The organism is Xanthobacter sp. DMC47 (assembly GCF_056313845.1).
The window spans coordinates 1,029,646-1,049,466 of record NZ_JBQUZM010000004.1 but is presented as its reverse complement, the minus strand read 5'-3'; the positions used below and the strand labels follow the sequence as shown (position 1 = coordinate 1,049,466).

At 70.6% G+C, this 19,821-nt stretch carries 15 protein-coding genes; 2 read left to right on the top strand and 13 right to left on the bottom strand.

Features of this window, described 5'->3' with window-relative positions:
- The first annotated feature begins 19 nt into the window (after positions 1-19).
- Both ACT54R_RS16665 and ACT54R_RS16660 read left to right on the top strand, forming a co-directional pair.
- Entirely contained in the window at positions 20-2,227 is a 2,208-nt protein-coding gene (locus tag ACT54R_RS16665; protein WP_476328092.1) for a PepSY domain-containing protein, read from the top strand.
- Positions 2,208-3,197 carry an FAD:protein FMN transferase gene (locus ACT54R_RS16660; protein WP_476328090.1) on the top strand — a complete coding sequence of 330 codons (990 nt, stop codon included), beginning with the start codon at positions 2,208-2,210 and terminating at the stop codon, positions 3,195-3,197. The genes ACT54R_RS16665 and ACT54R_RS16660 overlap by 20 nt, the downstream gene beginning before the upstream one ends.
- On the opposite strand, the gene ACT54R_RS16655 is transcribed toward ACT54R_RS16660, so the two are convergent.
- From ACT54R_RS16655 to ACT54R_RS16595, 13 genes are all read right to left on the bottom strand, one after another.
- Complete coding sequence (locus tag ACT54R_RS16655; RefSeq protein ID WP_476328088.1) at positions 3,173-4,300, bottom strand: FUSC family protein; 1,128 nt, start codon at positions 4,298-4,300, stop codon at positions 3,173-3,175. The two genes, ACT54R_RS16660 and ACT54R_RS16655, sit on opposite strands and share 25 nt — an antisense overlap.
- Complete coding sequence (locus ACT54R_RS16650; RefSeq protein WP_476328086.1) at positions 4,297-4,770, bottom strand: MarR family winged helix-turn-helix transcriptional regulator; 474 nt, start codon at positions 4,768-4,770, stop codon at positions 4,297-4,299. Before ACT54R_RS16650 ends, ACT54R_RS16655 begins: the two co-directional genes overlap by 4 nt.
- A 91-nt stretch (positions 4,771-4,861) precedes the next feature.
- Complete coding sequence (locus ACT54R_RS16645) at positions 4,862-5,689, bottom strand: DNA-binding transcriptional regulator (protein WP_476328084.1); 828 nt, start codon at positions 5,687-5,689, stop codon at positions 4,862-4,864.
- A gap of 174 nt (positions 5,690-5,863) precedes the next feature.
- The gene (locus tag ACT54R_RS16640; RefSeq protein WP_476328082.1) at positions 5,864-6,709 is read right to left on the bottom strand and encodes a fumarylacetoacetate hydrolase family protein; all 846 of its coding nucleotides are present in this window, start codon (positions 6,707-6,709) and stop codon (positions 5,864-5,866) included.
- A 42-nt stretch (positions 6,710-6,751) separates the two neighbouring features.
- Positions 6,752-8,281, bottom strand: a complete 1,530-nt coding sequence (gene mhpA, locus ACT54R_RS16635) for a bifunctional 3-(3-hydroxy-phenyl)propionate/3-hydroxycinnamic acid hydroxylase MhpA (protein ID WP_476328080.1) — start codon at positions 8,279-8,281, stop codon at positions 6,752-6,754.
- A gap of 105 nt (positions 8,282-8,386) precedes the next feature.
- Complete coding sequence (locus ACT54R_RS16630; RefSeq protein WP_476328078.1) at positions 8,387-9,355, bottom strand: VOC family protein; 969 nt, start codon at positions 9,353-9,355, stop codon at positions 8,387-8,389.
- 47 nt (positions 9,356-9,402) lie between these two features.
- On the bottom strand, positions 9,403-10,707 hold the full coding sequence (locus ACT54R_RS16625) for an MFS transporter (protein ID WP_476328076.1): 1,305 nt from the start codon (positions 10,705-10,707) through the stop codon (positions 9,403-9,405).
- Positions 10,708-11,181: 474 nt separating this feature from the next.
- Complete coding sequence (mdoH, locus tag ACT54R_RS16620; protein WP_476328074.1) at positions 11,182-13,317, bottom strand: glucans biosynthesis glucosyltransferase MdoH; 2,136 nt, start codon at positions 13,315-13,317, stop codon at positions 11,182-11,184.
- Positions 13,305-14,795, bottom strand: a complete 1,491-nt coding sequence (locus ACT54R_RS16615) for a glucan biosynthesis protein G (RefSeq protein WP_476328072.1) — start codon at positions 14,793-14,795, stop codon at positions 13,305-13,307. Before ACT54R_RS16615 ends, mdoH begins: the two co-directional genes overlap by 13 nt.
- A gap of 143 nt (positions 14,796-14,938) precedes the next feature.
- Entirely contained in the window at positions 14,939-16,360 is a 1,422-nt protein-coding gene (locus ACT54R_RS16610) for a class I adenylate-forming enzyme family protein (protein ID WP_476328070.1), read from the bottom strand.
- A 10-nt stretch (positions 16,361-16,370) separates the two neighbouring features.
- Positions 16,371-17,192 carry an enoyl-CoA hydratase/isomerase family protein gene (locus ACT54R_RS16605; RefSeq protein ID WP_476328068.1) on the bottom strand — a complete coding sequence of 274 codons (822 nt, stop codon included), beginning with the start codon at positions 17,190-17,192 and terminating at the stop codon, positions 16,371-16,373.
- 20 nt (positions 17,193-17,212) lie between these two features.
- Positions 17,213-18,442, bottom strand: a complete 1,230-nt coding sequence (locus ACT54R_RS16600) for an MFS transporter (protein ID WP_476328066.1) — start codon at positions 18,440-18,442, stop codon at positions 17,213-17,215.
- 1 nt (position 18,443) lies between these two features.
- Positions 18,444-19,694, bottom strand: coding sequence for an ABC transporter substrate-binding protein (locus ACT54R_RS16595; protein WP_476328064.1), 1,251 nt, complete (start codon positions 19,692-19,694; stop codon positions 18,444-18,446).
- Positions 19,695-19,821: the final 127 nt, after the last annotated feature.

The window sequence follows — 19,821 nt, the reverse complement described above, 5'->3', positions numbered from 1 at the left end:
TCCCTTCGGACATCCCCAAATGCTTCGCCGCCTCCATGGCCTGCCCGGCATCGTGCTGGCGCTCGCCCTTTCCGTCACCGCCCTGTCCGGCACGGTCCTCTCCGTGCAGCCGGCGCTGAACCACGTTGCCGCCCCCGCGATCCCGGCGTCCGCCAGCGTCGCAGACGTCGCGGCTGAGGTGGCCGCGCGCCATCCCGGCATCAGCGCCATCCGGCTGCGGGCGGACGGCAGCCTCACGGCGGCCTTCGATGAGGGCGGCACGCGCGGGGTGGAGCGCATCGACCCCGCCACCGGCGCGGGGCTGGGGCCTTATGCGGTGTCGGACACCGCCCGCTTCCTCACCAATCTCCACCGCGCCTTCCTGATGGGCGATGCGGGGCGCGTGGGTGCGGCCATCGGCGCGCTGGCGATGCTGGGGCTCTCCGTCTCCGGTCTCCTCCTGCTGGCCCGCCGGCTCGGCGGCATGGGGGCGCTGCTGCGGCCCATCCGCGGCACCCCGGCGCAGCGCTGGCATGGCGAACTCGGCCGGCTCGCGGCGGTGGGGCTGCTCCTGTCCTCGCTCACCGGCCTGTGGATGTCGGCCGGCACCTTCGGGCTATTGCCCGAAACGGGAGCGATGACCCCCGCCGTCACCGCCAGCGGCGGCGCGGCGGCGCCCGTCGGGACGCTTGCCGGCCTGAAGACCGTGAAGCTCCGGGATCTGCGGGAACTCACCTTCCCAGATCCCGCCGACCCCTCCGACGTCTTCACCCTCACCACCGCTGATGGCGAGCGGCTGGTGGACGCCGCCACCGGCACCACCCTCGCGCTCACCCCCGCGACCGCGCTGGAGCGGGTGAACGACCTCGTGCGCACGCTGCACACCGGGCGCGGCGCGTGGGTGCTCGGCCTTCTGCTCGGCCTCGCCTCGGCCATGGTCCCGGTGCTCGGCGGAACGGGTCTCGTCCTGTGGCTGCGGCGGCGGGCGGCGCGGCCGCGCATCGGCGCCAATGTCCCGGCGCGGGCGGCGGATACGGTGATCCTCGTGGGCAGCGAGGGCAATTCCACCTGGGGCTTCGCGGGCACCCTGCACGCGGCCCTCGCCGCCGCCGGCCACAAGGTCCACACCGCCGCCATGAACGATGTGAGCGCGGCGCACATGGCCGCCCCGCGCCTGCTGGTGCTCGCGGCCACCTATGGCGAGGGCGCCGCGCCCCAATCGGCCAGGCACTTCCTGTCCCGCTTCGCCAATCTGCCGGGGCAGCCGGCAGTGGCGGTGCTGGGCTTCGGCGATCGCAGCTTCCCCCATTTCTGCCGGTTCGCGCGTGACGTCGCCGATGCGCTGGATGCGCGCGGCTGTCCGCAGCTCCTGCCCATGAAACGGGTGGATCGCCGCTCGCCTCAGGAATTCGCCCAGTGGGGCCACGATCTCGGCGATGTGCTGGGGCACGACCTCACGCTCACCCATGTGGCGGAGCCGCCGAAGACCACCCGGCTGGTGCTGGCCGGGCGCGAACTTTACGGCGAGGCGGTGGGTGCGCCCGTGGCGATCCTGCGCTTTCAGGCGCCCGTGGACCCGCGCACCCGCGCACCCGGCCTTCTGCCCGCCTTCGAGGCCGGCGACCTCGTGGGCATCGTGCCGCCTGTGAATGAGAAGCCCGGCGAGGCCATGCCGCGCTTCTATTCGTTGGCCTCCTCCACCCGCGACGGTGTGCTGGAAATCTGCGTGCGGCTGCGCGAAGGCGGCCTGTGCTCCACCTTCCTGCACGCTCTTCAGCCCGGCGAGGGCATCGATGCCTTCATCCGCGAGAATCCCACCTTCCGTCCGGCCAAGGGACGCGGGCCGCTCATCCTCATCGGCGCTGGGGCGGGCATCGGGCCGCTGGCTGGCTTCGTGCGGGCCAATGCGGCGGGACGGCCGGTGCATCTCTATTGGGGCGGCCGGAGCGCGGCGTCCGACTTCCTCTATGAGCATGAGCTGGCCCAGCACCTCGCCGAACGGCGGCTGACGAGCCTGCGCACCGCCTTCTCGCGGGACGCGGATGAGAGCGCCTATGTGCAGGACCGCATCGCCGCCGATGCCCCGCGCCTGCGGGAACTGGTGAAACAGGGCGCGCAGATCCTCGTCTGCGGCGGCCGCGACATGGCCGAGGCCGTGACCCGCGCGCTGGAGCCGGTGGTGCGCCCGCTGGGCCTCGACCTTCCCACCCTCAAGTCGAGCGGACGCTATGTCGAAGATGTCTATTGATACGGGTCGGGATGCGACGGCGCTCCGCCGCCGCGCCCTGAGCGGGCCGGCCATGGGCGCGCGCTGGTCCGCCACCTTCTTCGCCGCCGACGGCTTCGACGAAGCTGCGCTTGCCCGCCGCCTCCAGAGCGCGGTGGAGCGGGTGGAACAGCAGATGTCCACCTTCCGGCCGGACTCCGATCTCGAACGGCTGAACGCCGCGCCCATCGGGGCGTGGAGGTCCATCCCCCGCGCGCTGATGCACGTCCTCTCGACCGCCCTCGAGATCGGCCGCCTCTCGGGCGGGGCGTTCGACATCGGGGTGGGCGATCTGGTGAAGGCCTGGGGCTTCGGCGCATCGCCGGGACCAGATAACGGACGCATCGCGGCGCTCGCCGGCCGGCCCTCCTTCGAGCCGCCCAAGACCCTGCAGCTCGATCCGGCCCGCTGCCGCGCCCGCCGGCTTGCGCCGCTGCGGCTGGACCTTGCGGGCATCGCCAAGGGCTTCGGCGTGGATGAGCTGGCGCGCGAGGTGCGCGCGGCGGGCGTCACGTCCTGGCTGGTGGGCATCGACGGCGAGATGCGCGCCGAAGGCCTGAAGCCGGACGGGCGGCCATGGACGGTGGCCCATGAGCGGCCGTCTGCCGGGGAGCGGGACATTCTCGGCGTGCTGGAACTCTCCGGCGCCGCCGTCGCCACCTCGGGCAATTATCGCCATCGGGTGGAGATGGGAGGCCGCGTGCTCTCCCACACCATGGACCCGTCGCGCGGCGCGCCGCTGGAGAACGACCTTTGCGCCGTCACCGTGCTCGGCGAGACCTGCATGGCGGCCGACGCCTGGGCGACCGCGCTGCTGGTGCGGGGGGCAGGCGAAGGCCCGGCCCTCGCCCGCCGCCTCGGCCTTGCGGCGCTGTTCGTGCGTGCCGACGGCACGGTGGAGGAGACGTTCGCCCCCGGCGGCGAGGCTCACCTCCCGGTGCGTGCCGCGTGATGCCGTGCGAGGTGGATGCGGTCGTCCAGCGTCGAGCAGGCCACCGCCAGGACGATGCCGATGATCGCGCCGACCAGCGTGTCGAACACCCGTTCCGGCGCCATGGCCGTGCCCGCCGCGCCGGGGGCCGCGAGGTAGCTCATCAGCAGCGCCATGGGCGTGACCAGGATCTGCCCGAGGGCGTAGTTCGCGCCGATGATCATCTCGGTGGCGAATTGCAGGAAGACCAGCAGGGCGACCACGCTCCACACCGACGGCTCCTGGGAGAGGATCAGCCAGACCAGCCCCGCGCCGACCACGGTGCCGGCCATGCGCTGCATAGCGCGGCTCATGCTGATGTGCAGGTGCGTGCCCTGCATCACCGCCACGGTACCCATGGCGGCCCAGGCGGGATGGGCGGCGCCGGCGAGATAGGCGGCGAAGGCCGCGATCGCCGAGCCGAGGGTGATGCGCGCGGCGGCGATGAGGCGGTGGTCGAGGGGGCGGACCGGCTCTGCGGGAAAAGGTGCCTCGGGCGTCGCCTGCTGGCGCAGCGCTTCCGTCCCCGCGCAGATCAGCCACGTCAGCCCCGCCGCGAGCGCAGTGGCCGCAGCGCGCTCCACCACCTCCTGCCAGGAGGCCACATGGCCCATGGCGGCACCGGCCGCGAACACGAAGATCAACGCGCCGGGCGGGCCATATTGTCCGGTGTTGGCAACGAAGAAGAAGAACCCGCAGGCCAGCGCCAGAAGGCCCAACTGGAGGGGATAGGGCGCGCCGAGCCAGGCTGCCGCCGACATGGCGAACACCGAGAAGGTCAGCCACAGGGCGCAGAACAGGACGATGCGGCTGCGTCCGGCCTGCGGGGCGAAGCGGCCGAACAGGGCTGCGAGCGTTCCCAGCGAGGCGAAGCCGACGAGATGCGGCCAGGGCGAGAGGAGGGCCAGGGGCAGGGCGATCGCCGCCGCCAGCGACGCCTGAAGGCCGGCCAGTGCCGCATTGCGCTGCCACGGCTGGGCCGCGAGGGCCAAGCTCTCGCGGATCTGATGCGGCTTCAGCAGATGGCGCGCGGCATCGAGCCGGCGGGTCGCGAGCGTCGCGGGCGCGGGTTCGGGCGGGCTCATGGGGCGGTCGTCTCCCGACGCTGGACCTGAAGGCTTTGGAGCCGCTGCTCGATCCGCTCGAAATGCCGGAGCATGGTCGCGATCTCGGCGTCGGACAGGTCCGCCAGCATCTCCGCTTCCCCCTTGGCCAGTTCGCGGCGGATCTCGGCGACCCGCACCCGGCCTGCTTCGGTCAGATGGACCAGCCGGGCGCGGCCGTCCGAGGCGTCGACCCGCCGTTCCACGAGGCCCTGCCGGCACAGGATATCGAGCAGGCGCACGAGGCTCGACCCATCGATACCCACCAGCGCCGCGAGCTCCTTCTGCGTGATGCCGTCCCCGGACTCCTGCAGATGGACCAGCGGCACCCAGGTGGCATCCGACAGCCCCGCCTCGGCGAGACGGGCATCGAGGGCCCGCCGCCAGCGACGGGCAAGCAGCGCGAAGCGCACGCCGAAGCGGGCGCGCGGTGAGGCGGAAGCCGGGGTCATGCCGCATCAGAAGCAGAATTTAATTTGCATTGCAATGCAAATTAAATTGAGCCGTGGCTGCCAGGTGAGGGTTCCGGCTGGGGTCGGCGGGCTATTCCCCGTCCCCGGCCGCCTGCTGGCCACGGACCGCCCGCGCGATGGCGGCTGCGATGCCGCGCAGGGCCTCCGCATGGGCGGAAAGGGCTTCGTCGAGGGAAAGGGCGGAGCGGATCCAGATCATCGAGACCACCGCCTCCACGCGGTCATCGACCATGACCGGAACGGCGATGCTGGAGGTCTTCGGCCGGAATTCGCCGCCGTCGCGCACGGCGACGGCGCGGCGGCGCGTGTCCTCGATCATCCGCCTCAGCCACGCCTCGTCGAGGAACGGGCGATCCTCGGGATCGGGAATGCGGCGCAGGTGATCGAGGATCATCGCCCGCTCCTCCTCCCGGCAGAAGGCCAGATAGGCCCGGCCGGCCGAGGTGCGCAGCATGGGCAGGCGATAGCCGATCATGCCCCGGTCGATGGAGAGCGGGCTGCGCGTGTGGGTGGTCTCGTGGATCACCATGGCGGCGTTCTCGTAGACCGTCAGGTCGAGCGGCCAGACGAGACGCGGCCCGTGCTCGCCAAACACCGGCCCCGCCGCCTGGCACACGCGGGAGTGCGCCGCATAGCCATCGCCGAGGCTGGCGGAAAGACGCGTGACCCGGACCTGTGCCGAGGAGGCGGAAAAGGCGACGTAGCCCTCCTCCTCCAGCGTCTGCAGCAGCCGGTAGACGGTGGGGCGCGGGATGTCGAGGGCGCGGGCGATGGCGGTTGCGCTGGTGCTGCCCACCGCATTGATGTGCCGCAGCACGGCGAGCCCGCGGCGCAGCGCGCGCACGCTGTCGGTGCGGTCCTGCGCCGCCGTCCGCTCGTCAGCCGGTCTCTCGCTCATGGCCCGTCTCGCTCATGGCCCGGCCTCTTCCCCGGCGTCCGTCCAGCCGGACGCGCCGGTCTACCCCCATGCTATACGCGATCGCCATGCCGTGCCCAGCAAGCGCCGCGCCCAGCACGTGCAGCGCCAAGCAAGTGCCGGCCCCGCGGAGTGCCGGGCCGGCCTGTTCGGGCCTCAGGCCCGCTCGGCGACGACGGGGTTGCGCAGCACGCCGATGCCGCTCACCTCCACCTCCACCACATCGCCATCCTTCATGAACAGCTTGGGCGTGCGCCGCGCGCCGACTCCGCCCGGCGTGCCGGAGACGATCACATCGCCGGGCTCGAGGGGCAGGATGGTGGAGGTGTAGGCGATCAGCGTGGGGATGGGCGTGATCATCAGGTCCACGGTGGTGCGCTGCACCTCGGTCCCGTTGAGGCGGGTGACGAGGCTGAGGCGGGTCGGATCGCCGATCTCGTCGGCGCTCACCATCCAAGGGCCGAAGCCGCCGGTGGCGGCGAAGGTCTTGCCGGGCATGAACTGCGAGGTGTGGCGCTGCCAGTCGCGCACGCTGGCATCGTTGTAGCAGGCATAGCCCGCCACATGGGACAGCGCGTCGGCCTCGCAGATTCGCCGGCCGGGCTTTCCGATGATGACGGCGAGTTCGCCCTCGTAGTCGAACTCGTCGGATTCCAGCGGCTTCACCAGCGCTTCGCCGTCCCCCACCTGGCTGCCGGCATAGCGCGCGAACAGCATGGGATTGGGGGTGACGGTGCGGCCCGTCTCCACCACGTGGTCGTGGTAGTTGAGGCCCACGCAGACGATCTTGTCCGGGTCGGGAATGACCGGCGCCAGCGTCACGTCGGCGAGGGCGAAATCCGCCGGCGCGCCCACAAGGGCGGCAGCGCGATCAAGCCCGCCGGCGATGAAGGTGCGCAGCGTCGGCGCCTCGGGAAAGCGACGGGCGAGATCAATGATCCCGCCGCTGGTCACGAGGCCGTAGCCGGCCTTGCCGGCGCGGGTGAAGGACGCGAACTTCATGGGGCAAGCCTTTTCCTTGAACGTTTCGGGATGTGAGAGAGATCAGGCGGCGGAGGCCTGCGCCGGGACGGCGGGCGCCAGCGCATCGGCCATGGCGGCGAGGTCCGCCGCGTCGGCCGCGCTGCCGGCCACGTAGCGATCCGGGCGGACGAGCACCGCCGCCGCGCCGGCCGTATCCAGCAGCGGGCCGAGGTCGGGACAGTCGGCGGTGGTGACGATGGCGATGCCGGCCGCCTCGAAGCGCTGTCGCACCCCCTCGGCGGCATTGCCCCAGAGTTCGTCGCGGCACAGCAAGGCGAAGCGATAGCCCACCGTGTCATCCAGCCGGCGCCCGTCGCCGAGGCGCGGCTGGGCGAAACGGCTGCCGGCGATGTCCGCGCGGCCGAGGACGACGCCCGGTCCCAGCTGGGGCACCCGGCTGCGCAGGCGCACCACGCCGTCCGCGTCGCGGAAGGCGGCGTTGAGGGCGGCTTCGGTACCGCAGGTGTTGATGAGGCCGCCGAGCCGCACCGCGGTCTCGATATAGGCGTGGGCATCGGGCGCCCGCTCGCTCTGGTAGGTGTCGAGCAGGCTGTCCTTCGCCTGCCCCTTCACCACCGCCTCGAGCTTCCAGGCGAGGTTCGCCACGTCGCGGATGCCGGAGCACATGCCCTGGCCCATGAACGGAGGGGTCTGGTGGGCCGCGTCGCCCGCCAGCAGCAGCCGGCCGCCGCGCCAGCGCTGCGCCACCGCCGAATGGAAGGTATAGACCGCCGCCCGCTCCAGCTCCGCCTCGTCGGGCCGGAGCCATGGGGCCAGCAGCGACCAGACGGTCTCGGGGTGCACCATGGCGCGGCCGTCCTCATGCGGCAGCACGGTGATCTCCCAGCGGCGGCGGTCGCCGGGGCCGCGTACATAGGTGGCGGGCCGCGCGGGGTCGCAATACTGGATGGTGTGGTCGCCCAGCTCCGGCTTCGGCCGCCGGAGCACCGCGTCCACCACCAGCCAGCGCTCGTGGAAGCCGAGGTCGTCCATGGACGAGCCGATGAAGCGGCGGACCAGCGAGCGGGCGCCGTCGCAGCCCACCACATAGCGGGCGCGGGCCTGCTGCAGGCGGCCGGTGGCGAGGTCCTCATAGCGGACGCTCACCCCTTCGGCCTCCTCGACGAAGGCGAAGGCGTCGCAGCGCGTGCGCACCCGCACGCTGGCGAAGCGCCGCAGGCCGTCGCGCAGGGTCCGCTCCAGATCCGGCTGGTGGAAGCGGTAGCTGGCGTGCCAGCCGAATTCGCTCACCTCCTGCGGGCGCGGCCAGTCCATCAAGAGCGCGCCGTTCACGTCGATGAAGCGCATGCCCGGGTTGACCCTGAGCGACGGGACGATCTCATCGGCGAGGCCGATGGTCTGGAACACGCGCATCACCTCGTCGTCGAAATGCACGGCGCGCGGCAGGTGGTAGGCCTCGGTCTCGCGTTCGAGCACGAGGGTGGAGACGCCCTGAAGGCCCAGCAGGTTGGCGAGGGTCGCGCCAACCGGGCCGAGGCCGATGATGACGACGTCGAAACGATCCGGCGTGCTGCCGTTTGCCTCGGGCATGGTTTTCCCCGTGTTGTGGTCCGCCTGCGCGCAGATCCGATGCGATGAAGAGAGTCCGCGCGCCTCGACGCCTGCGTCGCGGGGCGGGTTCGGAAGGGCCGGCGGTCAGCCCGCCAGCCGGCTGTAGAGCCAGGGGCAGTCCACCACGTCCGGAGACCTGAGGCCGTTGGCGGCCGCCGCGAGGCGCATGTTGCGCAGCCGCGCGCGCGGCTCCTCGGGCAGATAGAGGCGCTCGTGCCCCCAGAAGCTCGGACCGGCGAAGGTCTCGTGCGGCTCCCATGTGGCGGGATCGATCACCCGCCCGCCCCAGCCGTTCTCCACGAAGAAGCCGGAGGGCGAGTGGGCGTAGAAGGAGGTCATGAAATCGTTGGTGTGGCGCCCCAGCGTGTAGGCGAGGCGCCCCTCCTGCAGCTCGGCGAGGTCGTAGCCCTGGCCCACGTCGTCGAGATTGTTGAACTCGATCATGAAGTGGTGAAAACCGGTCTGCCCGGAGCCCACCATGGCGAGGCTGTGGTGGCGCCCGTTCACGTGGAAGAAATAGAGCGGATAGGGGGTGAGCCCGTAATCGCTGATGTGGAAGTCGAGCAGGTCGCGATAGAAGGGCAGCAACGCATCGATCCGCACCGCGTGCAGCACGGCGTGCCCCATGCCGAACGGGCCGGTGCGAAAGCCCGAGATGGGGCGGCCGGGCACGAAGGGATCGCTCGCCCGCATGGGGTTGAAGAACAGCTCCACGCTGTTGCCGTCGGGGTCGGCGAAGGTGATGAGGTCCTCGACGAAGCGCCGGTCGGCGAGCGCGCGGGTGCCGCGCGCCACCGCGACGCCGGCGGCTTCGAGCCGCGCGGCGAAACGGTCGAGGTCCGCCTTCTCCTCCACCTCCCAGCCGATGGCGGCGATGAGCGGGCCCGGCTCGTTCACCACGAACAGCCGCTGGCGCTGGTCGTCCATGCGGAAGGTCGTCTGGGTCCGCGTCGCGTCCACCGCCTGCATGGCGAGGAGGCCCGAGGCGAAGGCGTTCCAGTCGTCCATCCGGTCCGAGCGGATGCCGAGATAACCGAGCGCGATGACGCCCATGGGGTGGTCCTCCTGGGGGTGGGTTCCGGTGGCGGCGGGGCGCGGCCTCAGGCCGGCGGCAGCGCCGAGGCCGGACGGGCGGGGATGAGGAAGCTGCACCAGAAGGTCAGCGCCGCGGACGCCGCGATGTAGAGCGCGGGGGCCGCATTCATCCCGGTCTGCGCGATGAGCGCGGTGGCGGCCAGCGGCGCGAAGCCGGACAGCAGCGTGACACTCACGTTGTAGGACAGAGCGAGGCCGGTGAACCGCACCTGCGTGGGGAACAGCCCGGCGAGGATGCTCGGCCAGATGCCGCTCGCCAGCGAGAACACCAGCGACAGCAGGCTCAGCACCAGGACGATGCTGGCACCGTGGTTCGCCATCAGCGCGAACAGCGGGATCACCACGACCACCATGCCCAGCGATCCGGCCCGCAGGATGAGGCGTCCGGGCACGTAGTCCCCGGCCCAGCCGGCGAGGATGAGGCCGACGGAGCTGACCACCAGCGCCACCGTCATGGCCAGCGCCACGTCGGGGGCGGGATAATGCAGCGTCTTCACGAGGAAGGCGGGCACGAAGCCGTACAGCATGCCGTTGAAGCCGGCGATGATGGCGGCGATGCCCGCCGCGACCAGCACCGAGCGGCCGTGATGGCGCATCAGCTCGCGCAGGGGATGACGCGTCGCCTTGCCGTGGAGGTTCACGAACTCGGGAGATTCCTCGAGCTTGCGGCGCAGGGCGAAGCTGACGAGGCCGATGACCCCGCCCAGCAGGAAGGCGATGCGCCAGCCATAGTCCGCCACGTCCTGGGGCGGCAGCGCATACTGGATGCCGAGGTTGACCAGCGTCGCGATGAGCACGCCCACATTGACGCAGAAGATGATGAAGCCGCACGCGAGACCCGCTCGCCTGGGCGCCGCCTCCACCGCATAGGTCACCGCGCCGGGCAGCTCGCCGCCGAGGCAGATGCCCTGCACGAGGCGGAAGGCCACCAGCAGCAACGGCGCCGCGATGCCCCAGGACTGGTAGTTCGGCAGAAGGCCGATGGCGATGGTGGCAAGCGTGGTGAGGCCCAGCGAGGCGACGAAGACCGGCCTGCGGCCATAGCGGTCGCCCAGAACGCCCAGCACCGCGCCGCCGAATGGCCGCGCCAGGAAGCCGAGGGCCAGAACGGAGAAGGAGAGGATCAGCGAGACATAAGGGTCTTCCGTCGGAAAGAATTGTGCCGAGATATACTGAACGAAGATGCCGTAGATGATGAAATCATAGAATTCGAGGGAGCCGCCGAGGCTCGCCAGGAAGATGATCCGCCACTGCCCCTTGCTGAGGCTCGGCGCGGCTTGTCCCGACAGGGGATAGGTGGCGTGTGTCATGGGTCCTCTGGGCCTCCGTATTTGTTTTTGGCTGTGATTTGGCAACACGGCGTGCGACTGCCACGGCTCCCGCCGTGCGCGGTCGATCAAGGGCGGCGCCGGCGCGGGCCGGAGCGATGCCGGGTCTTAATCCCGCAGGGCATTCCATCGGTCGCGCGCGGGATGGCAGCGCCGGAGCGCCGACCCGTGCCGCCAGCGTTCCCGGCGGGTTCTGTTTGAGAATAGAGGACGCGTGATCCGGTCAGCGTGCGACGCAAGCCGATCGGCGCATGCTCTGGCGTTGAAGGGCTGCGGGTCTCAGGGGCAAGGGCGGGGCGCCGCTGTCGTCGTTCATGTCATCCTCCCGATATTTTTCTTGGATCCTGGTTAGGACCCCGGGAGGCTTGGCAACAGAGGATTGTCCCGAATGTCCGCAGGCCGGACATGCCGCTTGGCGGCCCCGGGGCTACCGTAACGGCGGGCGTGGCGAGAGCCTCAGGCCCCCTTGGCCGGCAGGGCGATCAGGCGCGCGAGGGCCTGGTCATCAGCGAGGGCGGCGGCCTTCTCCCTCGTCGAGAGCAGCGCCAGCGCCTCCTCGCGGGAGCTGGCATCCTCGATCCTGGCGCGTGCGACGAGGCGATCGGGCCGGACGTCACCGGGCAGGCGCTTGCCCTGCGCGGGCAGGGCCTTGCGATGGAAGGCGAGAAGATCGGCATCGCGGGCAAGGCGCGCCACGGCCTCCGCCGGGCCATCGGTCCCGGCGAGCGCGGCGCGCAGGTCCGTGGCCGCGCGCAGCACCGGCGGCAGTTGCTGCGCCTCCGGGGTTTCCAGAAGTCCGCCGGGCCGCCGCGGCCGGCTCGTCCACACCGCGAGCGGCACAGCGGCGAGAAGCCCGACGATCACCGGCGACATCCACGCCATCAGCGGCCACGCGATGGCGGCGGTCGCGGCCGCGAAGCCGAGGCCGAGGAACGTATGGGGCCAGAAGTGCCGCAACGCCTCGCCCCAGCCGAGGCTGCCGTCGTCGCGCCGCTGCGGAGTCCAGCCGCCGTCCCGTCCCATGAGGATGCTGACCACCGCGAAGGACTGGGACACCATGGTCACCGGCGCCATGAGGCCGGAGAGCAGGATTTCGCCCATCATGCCAAGGAAGGTCCGCCCGGCGCCGCCGAAGCCGCGTCGCGCCGCGCCGTCGCCGAGCATCAGGGCGAAGGCGATGAACTTCGGCAGAAGCAGCACCGCCATGGTGCCGCCGAACACCCAGGCCGCGCGCACCGGGTCCTGCGCCGGCCATACGGGGAACAGGGCGAAGCCGGAGGGGAAATAGTCCGGCGGCACAAAGCGCGCCTGGAGCGATGTGAGAAGGCCCGCGAGCAGCATCATCAGCCACAGCGGTGCCGAGACGTAGGAGCCGATGCCGGTGAGAAGATGGATGCGGCTGGCAAAGCTGAGCCCCCGCACCGGCAGCACGGCGGCGTGCTGGAGATTGCCCTGGCACCAGCGGCGGTCGCGCACGGCGAGATCGGTGAGGGAGGGCGGCCCCTCCTCATAGCTGCCGGGCAGGCCCGCCACCATGTGGACGCCCCAGCCCGCGCGCACCAGCAGCGCCGCCTCCACGAAATCGTGGCTCAGGATATGCCCGCCGAACGGCTTGCGGCCCTTGAGGTGTGGCAGGCCCGCCGCGCCGGCGAAGGCGCGGGTGCGGATGATGGCGTTGTGGCCCCAGTAATTGCTCTGCGGCCCATGCCACCAGGCAAGGCCGTGGGCGATGAGGGGGCCATAGAGACGTCCGGCAAACTGCTGGAGCCGGGCAAACAGGGTTCGTCCGCCGACGATCACCGGCAGCGTCTGGATCAGCCCGGCGTCGGGAGTGCGTTCCAGCGCGTCGGCGAGGCGGACGATGCAATCGCCGGTCATCACGCTGTCGGCGTCGAGGATGAGCATGGCCTCGTAGGCCGCGCCGAAGCGAGTGACCCAGTCCGCGATGTTGCCCGCCTTGCGATCCGTGTTCTGCGCGCGGCGGCGATAGAAGAAGCGCCCGCCGGTGCGGTGGCGCAAGGCCAGGAAGGCGGCCTCCTCGGCCACCCACACGTCCGCGTCGGTGGTATCGCTGAGGATGAAGACATCGAACAGGTCGGCCCGCCCGGTCGCCTCCAGCGAGCGCCATGTGGCCTCCAGCCCGGCGAACACGCGGTGCGGCTCCTCGTTGTAGCAGGGCATGAGGAGGGCGGTACGGATCGCCGGGGAGGGTAGGGGCGCGTCGGGATCGATGCCGAGCGCCTTGCGGCCGGAGAGAAGGCTGATGGCGCCGCCGAGCGCATTGGTGAAGGCAAGGGCGATCCACGCGAACAGGACGACGAACAGCACCAGCACAACGCATTCGAGCGCTGTGAGGCCGCCCACATCGAGCACCTTGTACATCTCGAAGGCGGCAAGTCCCGTCAGCGCGATGGCGCCGCCGAACACGAAGGCGCGGCGGGCGACGAGGGACGCGCCGAGCCGCGTGCCGGAACCGACCTGCTCCGGCCTGCGGCGAAAATCCTGCGCCGGCATGGCGAGCGGCGCTTCCGGGGGAAGGGCGCCCTCCGGCGCCTGGCGCACATCCGGCCGGGCGTCCGTCAGGGCGTCCATCGGTAGAGCCAGGTTTCCGTGAGGGGCACGTCGCCCTTCATGAGACGCGCCCTCAGTTCCGACAGGCCCGCGCCCTTCGGCTCGAAGGCGAAGGACAGGCGCGCCCCGGATATTTCCGGATTGGGCTGGAGCACCACATCGCGCAGCTCGCCGGCGCTGGCGGAGACGTCCACGCGCACACCGTCCAACGCCAGCCCCGCCATGGGGCCGTCCACGAGATCGATGACGAACAGCCGCCGCTCGTCGCTTCCGCCTGTGCGGAAGCCGCCCACGCGACCGAGGCCGGGCGGGGTGGGCATGTCCCAGGTCCAGTGCAGGCGATAGGTATAATTGTATTCGCTGCCCTTGCGCAGGGTGTCCTTGGGACGCCAGAAGGCGACGATATTGTCGTGGACCTCCTGCGGGGTGGGGATTTCCACCAGATGCACGGCGCCTTCGCCCCAGTCGCCGATGGGCTCGACCCACACGCTCGGCCGCTTCTCGTAGCGCGCTTCCAGGTCCTGGTAGTCGAAGAAGGAGCGCTGGCGCTGCATCAGGCCGAAGCCGCGCACGTTCGAGCCGGAGAACACGCTGATCTGCAAGCGCCCAGGATTGGCCAGGGGGCGCCAGAGCTGCTCGCCCGTGCCGTCGGTGATGGCAAGCCCCTCCGCATCGCGGACGGCGGGCCGGAAATCGTCGAAGCCGGCATGGTCGGCGGGCCCGAACAGGAACATGCTGGTGAGCGGCGCCATGCCCGCTTCCGTGAGGTCCGCGCGGGGGTAGAGGGCCATTTCCACCGTCATCACGGTGGCATCTCCGGGGCGGATGGTGAAGCGGTGGGCCGCCGTGGCGCTCGGGCTGTCGAGCAGCGCGTGAACGACGATGGAAGGCACGTCCGGCCGCGGCTGCTCCACATAGAAGGCCTTGAACACCGGGAATTCCTCGCCCGAGGCCGAAGCCGTCTTCACCGCGAGCCCGCGGGCGGAGGTGCCGTAGCCTTGCCCCTTGGCGACGGCGCGGAAATAGCTCGCGCCCTGGAAGACCGCGATCTCGTCGAGATAATCGGGCCGGTTGAGCGGGCCGTGCAGGCGGAAGCCGGAGAAGCCCAGATCGGCACCCGGATCGGGCGCCTTCAGCCCATGCTCGAAGCGGAACAGCCCGGGATCGTAGGCGATGCGCCGGGCGCGTCCCTCGGCCACAACGAAGACATCCACCTGATCGCGGAACAGGAAGCCCCGGTGGAGGAGCTGCATCTCGAACGGCAGGCGCTGGCCGCGCCACACCGAGCGGTCGGCATTGAAGCGGATGTTGCGGTAATCGTCATAGCTGAGCTTGTCGAGCGCGGCGGGCAGGGACTGGTTGCCCTGCTTGTAAGGCTTCGCCGCGAGCTGGCGCGCCATGTTGCGCACCGTGTCGGCATCGAACCGCTCGCCCTCCTGGGCCTGCGCCGGATGCGCCGCGGCGGCCTGAAGCGCCGAAAGCGCGGCCGCGCCCAGCATGAATGACCTGCGGTCGAGCAATACGTCCCCTCCGCCCGGATGTTCGGACATGCCTCGGCGGCATCAGGAGAGGAAGCCGCGAAGGCGGGTCCGGGTTCCCCGGCGGGAGCGCGACATTGGGTCTCGCGCTCGGAGAACGCGGGTCACTCCCCTCGCGAGGGGCCCTGCGCGGCGGCGTCGGCGAGGGTGCGGATGCCCGGCCGGTAGGCCTTTCCCGTGGGGCCTGTCGGGAGCGCGGCCACCACATGGATGGCGTCCGGCACCTTGAACCGCTCGATGCGCGCCGCGCACCATGCGCGCAAGTCGTCGGCAGAGGCCGAGTTGCCCGCTCGCAGCACCACCGCCGCGTGGAGCGCCTCGCCGAGGCGGGGGTCGGGCACGCCGGCGGCGAGGGCCTGGGCGACGGCGGGATGGGCGCACAGCACCGTCTCGATCTCGGCCGGCGCGATCTTGTTGCCGCCGCGCGAGACGATCTCCTTGATGCGGCCGACGATCTCCACCGAGCCATCCGCGCGTCGCCGCGCCACGTCGCCGGTGCGGAAATAGCCGTCGCGGAAGGCGGCCTGCGTGAGGTCCGGATTGTCGAGATAGCCGAGCATGCCGAAGGGGGTGCGGATGAGCAGTTCGCCCGCCGCGTCCGGCCCCGACCCCGTGGCGCCGGCGGCGGGATCATCCGAGATGAGATAGGCGACCCCCTGCGTTGGGCGGCCGATCGAGCCGCGCCCGGTCACCGCCTCCGCCGGTGTCAGGCAGAAGTCGCAGGAACCCGTCTCGGTGAGGCCATAGAGGTCGAACACGCCGGCATCCGGCAGCTGCGCCGCGATGGTTCCGGCGAGATGCGTCCCCAGCCCTTCGCCGCCGGTCAGGATGGCCCGCAGGCGCGGTGCCGCCACCTCGCCCTCCCCGAACAAGGTGCGCAGCATGGAGGGGACGGTGGCGAGGACGGTAGCCTCGGGCAGGCGCGCCTTGAGGCCGGCGGGCGTGAACTTGCCCACCAGTTCGAGACGCGCGCCGGTCTTCAAGGAGAGCAGGGCCACCCACAGGCCGAAGATGAAGATGAGCTGGAGCGGCAGCACCACCCTGTCGCCGGGGCCGAGGGCGAGCAGGGCCTGAAGCGCGTCGAGCTTTCCGGCGAAGCGGTCGTGGCCGAGCACCACGCCCTTGGGCTTGCCGGTGGAGCCGGAGGTGAAGACGATGAGCGCGGCGCCATGGAGCAGGGGCCGGGCCGGCGGGACAGCCTCTGCCAGGCGCGACACGGTGCCGTCGCAGACGAGAAACCGGGCGCCGGTCTGCTCGATGATGGCGGCGCGGGTCATCTCCGCCGCCCCGGAATGGAGCGGCACCGCGACGCCGCCCGCCTGCCAGACGGCAAAGAAAGCGGCGAGGTCGGTTGCGCGATTGGCGACGCGGACCACCACCGGCTCGTCGGCGCCGAGCCCTTCCGCCCGCAGGCGTGCGGCGAGGGTGGCGGCTTCCGTGCGGAGGATGTCGGCGTTGTGCGTCGCGCCGCCGTCCTCGGCCACGGTGCCGGCCGCGTCATCCAGGATGCGGCAGAGCGCGCCCATCACGGCCCCCTCAGCCTTCGCGCGCCGGGAAGCGCGCATCGCGCCAGGCGATGGCGGCGCGCAGCCCTTCGCGGCGGGCGACGTCGAAGAAGGCAATCTTGTCGGCCGAGCCCGCGCCCTCGATGGAAAGGTCGATCTCCAGCGCGCTTTCCAGCGCCTGCAACATGCCCTGCGTCTCCAGCGCGCGATTGAGCGCGCGCTTTGTTTCCTTCACGAGGCCGGGGTCGATGGCGCCGATGTGCCGGGCCACCCGCATCGCCTCGGCCTCCAGCCGGTCGGCGGGCACGACCCGATTTATCATCCCGATCTCGGCCGCGCGTTGCGCGCTCACACGGTCCTCGCCGAGCAGGATGATCTCCTTGGCGATCTTCGGCCCGACGATCCACGGCAGCAGCATCACCACGATGCCGGCGCCAAACTTCAGCTCCGGCTCGCCGAAGAAGGCGTCGTCGGATGCGATAGTCATGTCGCAGGCGAGGGCCAGTTCGCAGGCGCCGGCAAGGCAGGCGCCGCGCACCATGGCGATGGTGGGCTTGGGGCAGTGCCAGAAGCGCATCACCGTGTCGAAATCCTTGCGCAGCACGGGCCGCCACGCATCGACGCCCACCGGGCGCGCCTCCATCTGCGCCTTGAGATCGAAGCCGGAGGAGAAGGCATTGCCGGCGCCGCGCACGATCACCGCCTTCACGTCCGCATCCGCCTCGGCGCGGTCCATGGCGGCGTTGATCTCGCCGAGCATCTCCTGGTCCAGCGCATTGGTGCGCTCGGGCCGGTTGAGGGTGAGAAGGGCAATGCCGTCGCGGGTTTCGTAAGCGATCTTGGTGAAGGTCATGGAAGCCTCGTGGAGAGGGGTCAGCGGCGGCCGCCAGCCATGCTCGCCGCCTCGGGCCGCAGGCGCAGGCGCAGCATGGCGAGGACGCCGAGGAAGGGGCCGATGGCAAGGATGAGGAAGGCGAAACGCCAGCCGAACGCATCCACCGCATAGGGCAGGAGGTGGATGCTCACCAGCGTGATGAGGAAGCCGACGCAGGTCTGCACTGTCAGCATGGTGCCGATGAGGCTGCGGTCGGACAGCTCCGTCACGGCGGCGGAGAATTGCGCGGAATCGGAGATCACCGACACCCCCCACACCAGCGCCAGCGGCAGCACCAGCCAGATCGAGGCGCCGAACAGGAAGCCGATGCCCGCCGCGCACAGGCCGCTCACCGCCATGGACAAAGCCGTGACGAAGGTACGCCCCAGCCGGTCGGCCGCGAAGCCGCCGCCCAGCGCGCCCACGGCGCCGATGGCGACCACGCAGAAGGTGGCGAGGCGCGGGTCGAGGGGCGGGGCATCGCCATAGCGGGCGGCGAAGCTGGCGGCGAAGAAGGCGCCGATCCACGCCCACATGGCGTACAGCTCCCACATGTGGCCGAAATAGCCGAGATTGGCGAGCCGCAGCGCCGGGCGCCGGAATGCATCGAGGGCATTGGAGAGCCGCAGCGGCGGCGCCTTCGCATGGTTGGGGCCGAGTTTGGCGAAGCGGATGAGGAGGGCGGCTACCAGCGCGCTCGCCGCCGCGCCCGCCACCGGTGCGCGCCAATCCAGCCCGCCCACCGCCGCCATGGCATGGGGCGAGGCCGAGCCCAGGGTGAGGGCCGCCACCAGCATGCCGATGAGCAGGCCGAGATCGCCCTTCGCCCAGGTGGCCGCGAGCTTCATGCCCACGGGATAGACCCCCGCCATGCACATGCCGGTCATAAACCGCAGCAGCGGCACCGCAGGATGGGTGGGCTCGAACAGGAGGATGGCGCCGTTGGCTAGCGCCGCGACAAGGGCCGAGATGGAGAAGAGCGTCCGCAAGTCCGCGCGGTCCGCCAGAGAGAGCAGGGCGCTGAGGAGGGTGCCGGCGACGAAGCCCGCCTGCACGGAACTGGTGAGCAAGGCCTCCTGAAAGGGCGACAGGCTCCACTGCGCCCGGATCGCCCCCAAAGAGGCGGTGGTGGCGAACCATGTCGCCATCGCCGCCACTTCCGCGACCACGAGGATCGCGAGGGAAAAGGCCTTGCCGTCCGTGCGGGCGGCTGTCGCCGGCGCCGTCACTTCAGCCGGCCTTCTTCAGCATCGGGCAGGCCTCGGGCGACATGGGCCGGAAGGCCTCGTCGCCGGGGATGGTCGCAACCAGCTTCAGATAGTCGTAGGGACCCTTGGACTCCTCGGGCGTCTTCACCTGCCACAGGTACATGTCGTGGATGGTGCGGCCGTCGGCGCGGATGTGGCCCTTGCCGAACAGGGGATCGTCGGTGGGCATGGCCTTCATCTGCGCGACCACGGCGGCGCCGTCATGGGCCTTCGCCTTGTCCATGGCGGCGATGGCCTTCATCCAGTGCAGCGTGGCGGCATAGGTACCGGCCTGGTTCATGGTCGGCATGCGGCCGTTGTTGCGCGCGCCGAACGCCTTGCCGAAGGCGCGGGTGCCGTCGTTCAGGTCCCAGTAGAAGGCGTTGGTGAGCATGAGGCCCTGCGCCGTCTTCAGGCCCAGAGAATGGATGTCGGACAGGAAGATGAGCAGGCTGACCAGCTTCTGCTTCTGCGACAGGCCGAACTCCGCCGCCTGCTTCACCGAATTGATGGTGTCGCCGCCGGAATTGGCCAGCGCCACCACCTTCGCGCCAGAGCCCTGCGCCTGCAGGATGAAGGAGGAGAAGTCGGAACTCTGGAACGGCGCCAGCGCGCGGCCCATCACCTTGCCGCCGTTGGCCTTCACCACCTCGGCCGCGTCGCGCTCCAGCGCATGGCCGAAGGCATAGTCGGCCGTGAGAAAGTACCAGGAATCGCCGCCCTGCTTGATCATGGCACGGGCGGTGCCGTTGGCGAGCGCCCAGGTGTCGTAGGTCCAGTGGACGGTGTTGGGCGTGCAGGCCTTGGCGGTGAGGTCGGACGTGCCGGCGCTCGCCACCAGGAAGACCTTGTTCTTGTCGCGGCTGATGTCAGCGACGGCGAGGGCCACCGAGGAGGTGGGCACGTCGACGATGGCGTCCACCTTGTCGAGGTCGTACCAACGCCGCGCGATGGAGGAGCCGATGTCCGCCTTGTTCTGGTGATCGGCGGAGACCACCTCCACCTTGAAGCCGTGCTTTTCCGGATTGAAGTCCGCGACCGCCATCTGCGCGGCGGTCACGGAGCCGGGGCCGGCGATGTCGGAATAAAGGCTCGACTGGTCGTTCATGACGCCGATGCGGAAGGTCGGCATTTCCTGAGCGGAGGCCATCTGGGCCGAAGCCCTCTGGGCGGTCGTGATCGGGACGGCGACGGCGCACGACAGCACGGTCGCCGCAACGAGGGCAGCGCGCATTTCTTCTCTCCCGGCGTTTCCTGTGTCTTCTTTTTGACGCGGCATCTCCGTCCGCGATCTGTAGAACCAAAGGCTCATTTGAAGATTTGTCAAACGAATAATTTTTGGTTGATTTGAGGTCACCGAT

Coding starts and splice junctions, on each gene's coding strand:
- ACT54R_RS16665 (WP_476328092.1), top strand. CDS start 20: ATGCTTCGCCGCCTCCATGGCCTGCCCGGCATCGTGCTGGCGCTCGCC.
- ACT54R_RS16660 (WP_476328090.1), top strand. CDS start 2,208: ATGTCGAAGATGTCTATTGATACGGGTCGGGATGCGACGGCGCTCCGC.
- ACT54R_RS16655 (WP_476328088.1), bottom strand. CDS start 4,300: ATGAGCCCGCCCGAACCCGCGCCCGCGACGCTCGCGACCCGCCGGCTC.
- ACT54R_RS16650 (WP_476328086.1), bottom strand. CDS start 4,770: ATGACCCCGGCTTCCGCCTCACCGCGCGCCCGCTTCGGCGTGCGCTTC.
- ACT54R_RS16645 (WP_476328084.1), bottom strand. CDS start 5,689: ATGAGCGAGAGACCGGCTGACGAGCGGACGGCGGCGCAGGACCGCACC.
- ACT54R_RS16640 (WP_476328082.1), bottom strand. CDS start 6,709: ATGAAGTTCGCGTCCTTCACCCGCGCCGGCAAGGCCGGCTACGGCCTC.
- mhpA (WP_476328080.1), bottom strand. CDS start 8,281: ATGCCCGAGGCAAACGGCAGCACGCCGGATCGTTTCGACGTCGTCATC.
- ACT54R_RS16630 (WP_476328078.1), bottom strand. CDS start 9,355: ATGGGCGTCATCGCGCTCGGTTATCTCGGCATCCGCTCGGACCGGATG.
- ACT54R_RS16625 (WP_476328076.1), bottom strand. CDS start 10,707: ATGACACACGCCACCTATCCCCTGTCGGGACAAGCCGCGCCGAGCCTC.
- mdoH (WP_476328074.1), bottom strand. CDS start 13,317: ATGGACGCCCTGACGGACGCCCGGCCGGATGTGCGCCAGGCGCCGGAG.
- ACT54R_RS16615 (WP_476328072.1), bottom strand. CDS start 14,795: ATGCTGGGCGCGGCCGCGCTTTCGGCGCTTCAGGCCGCCGCGGCGCAT.
- ACT54R_RS16610 (WP_476328070.1), bottom strand. CDS start 16,360: ATGGGCGCGCTCTGCCGCATCCTGGATGACGCGGCCGGCACCGTGGCC.
- ACT54R_RS16605 (WP_476328068.1), bottom strand. CDS start 17,192: ATGACCTTCACCAAGATCGCTTACGAAACCCGCGACGGCATTGCCCTT.
- ACT54R_RS16595 (WP_476328064.1), bottom strand. CDS start 19,694: ATGCGCGCTGCCCTCGTTGCGGCGACCGTGCTGTCGTGCGCCGTCGCC.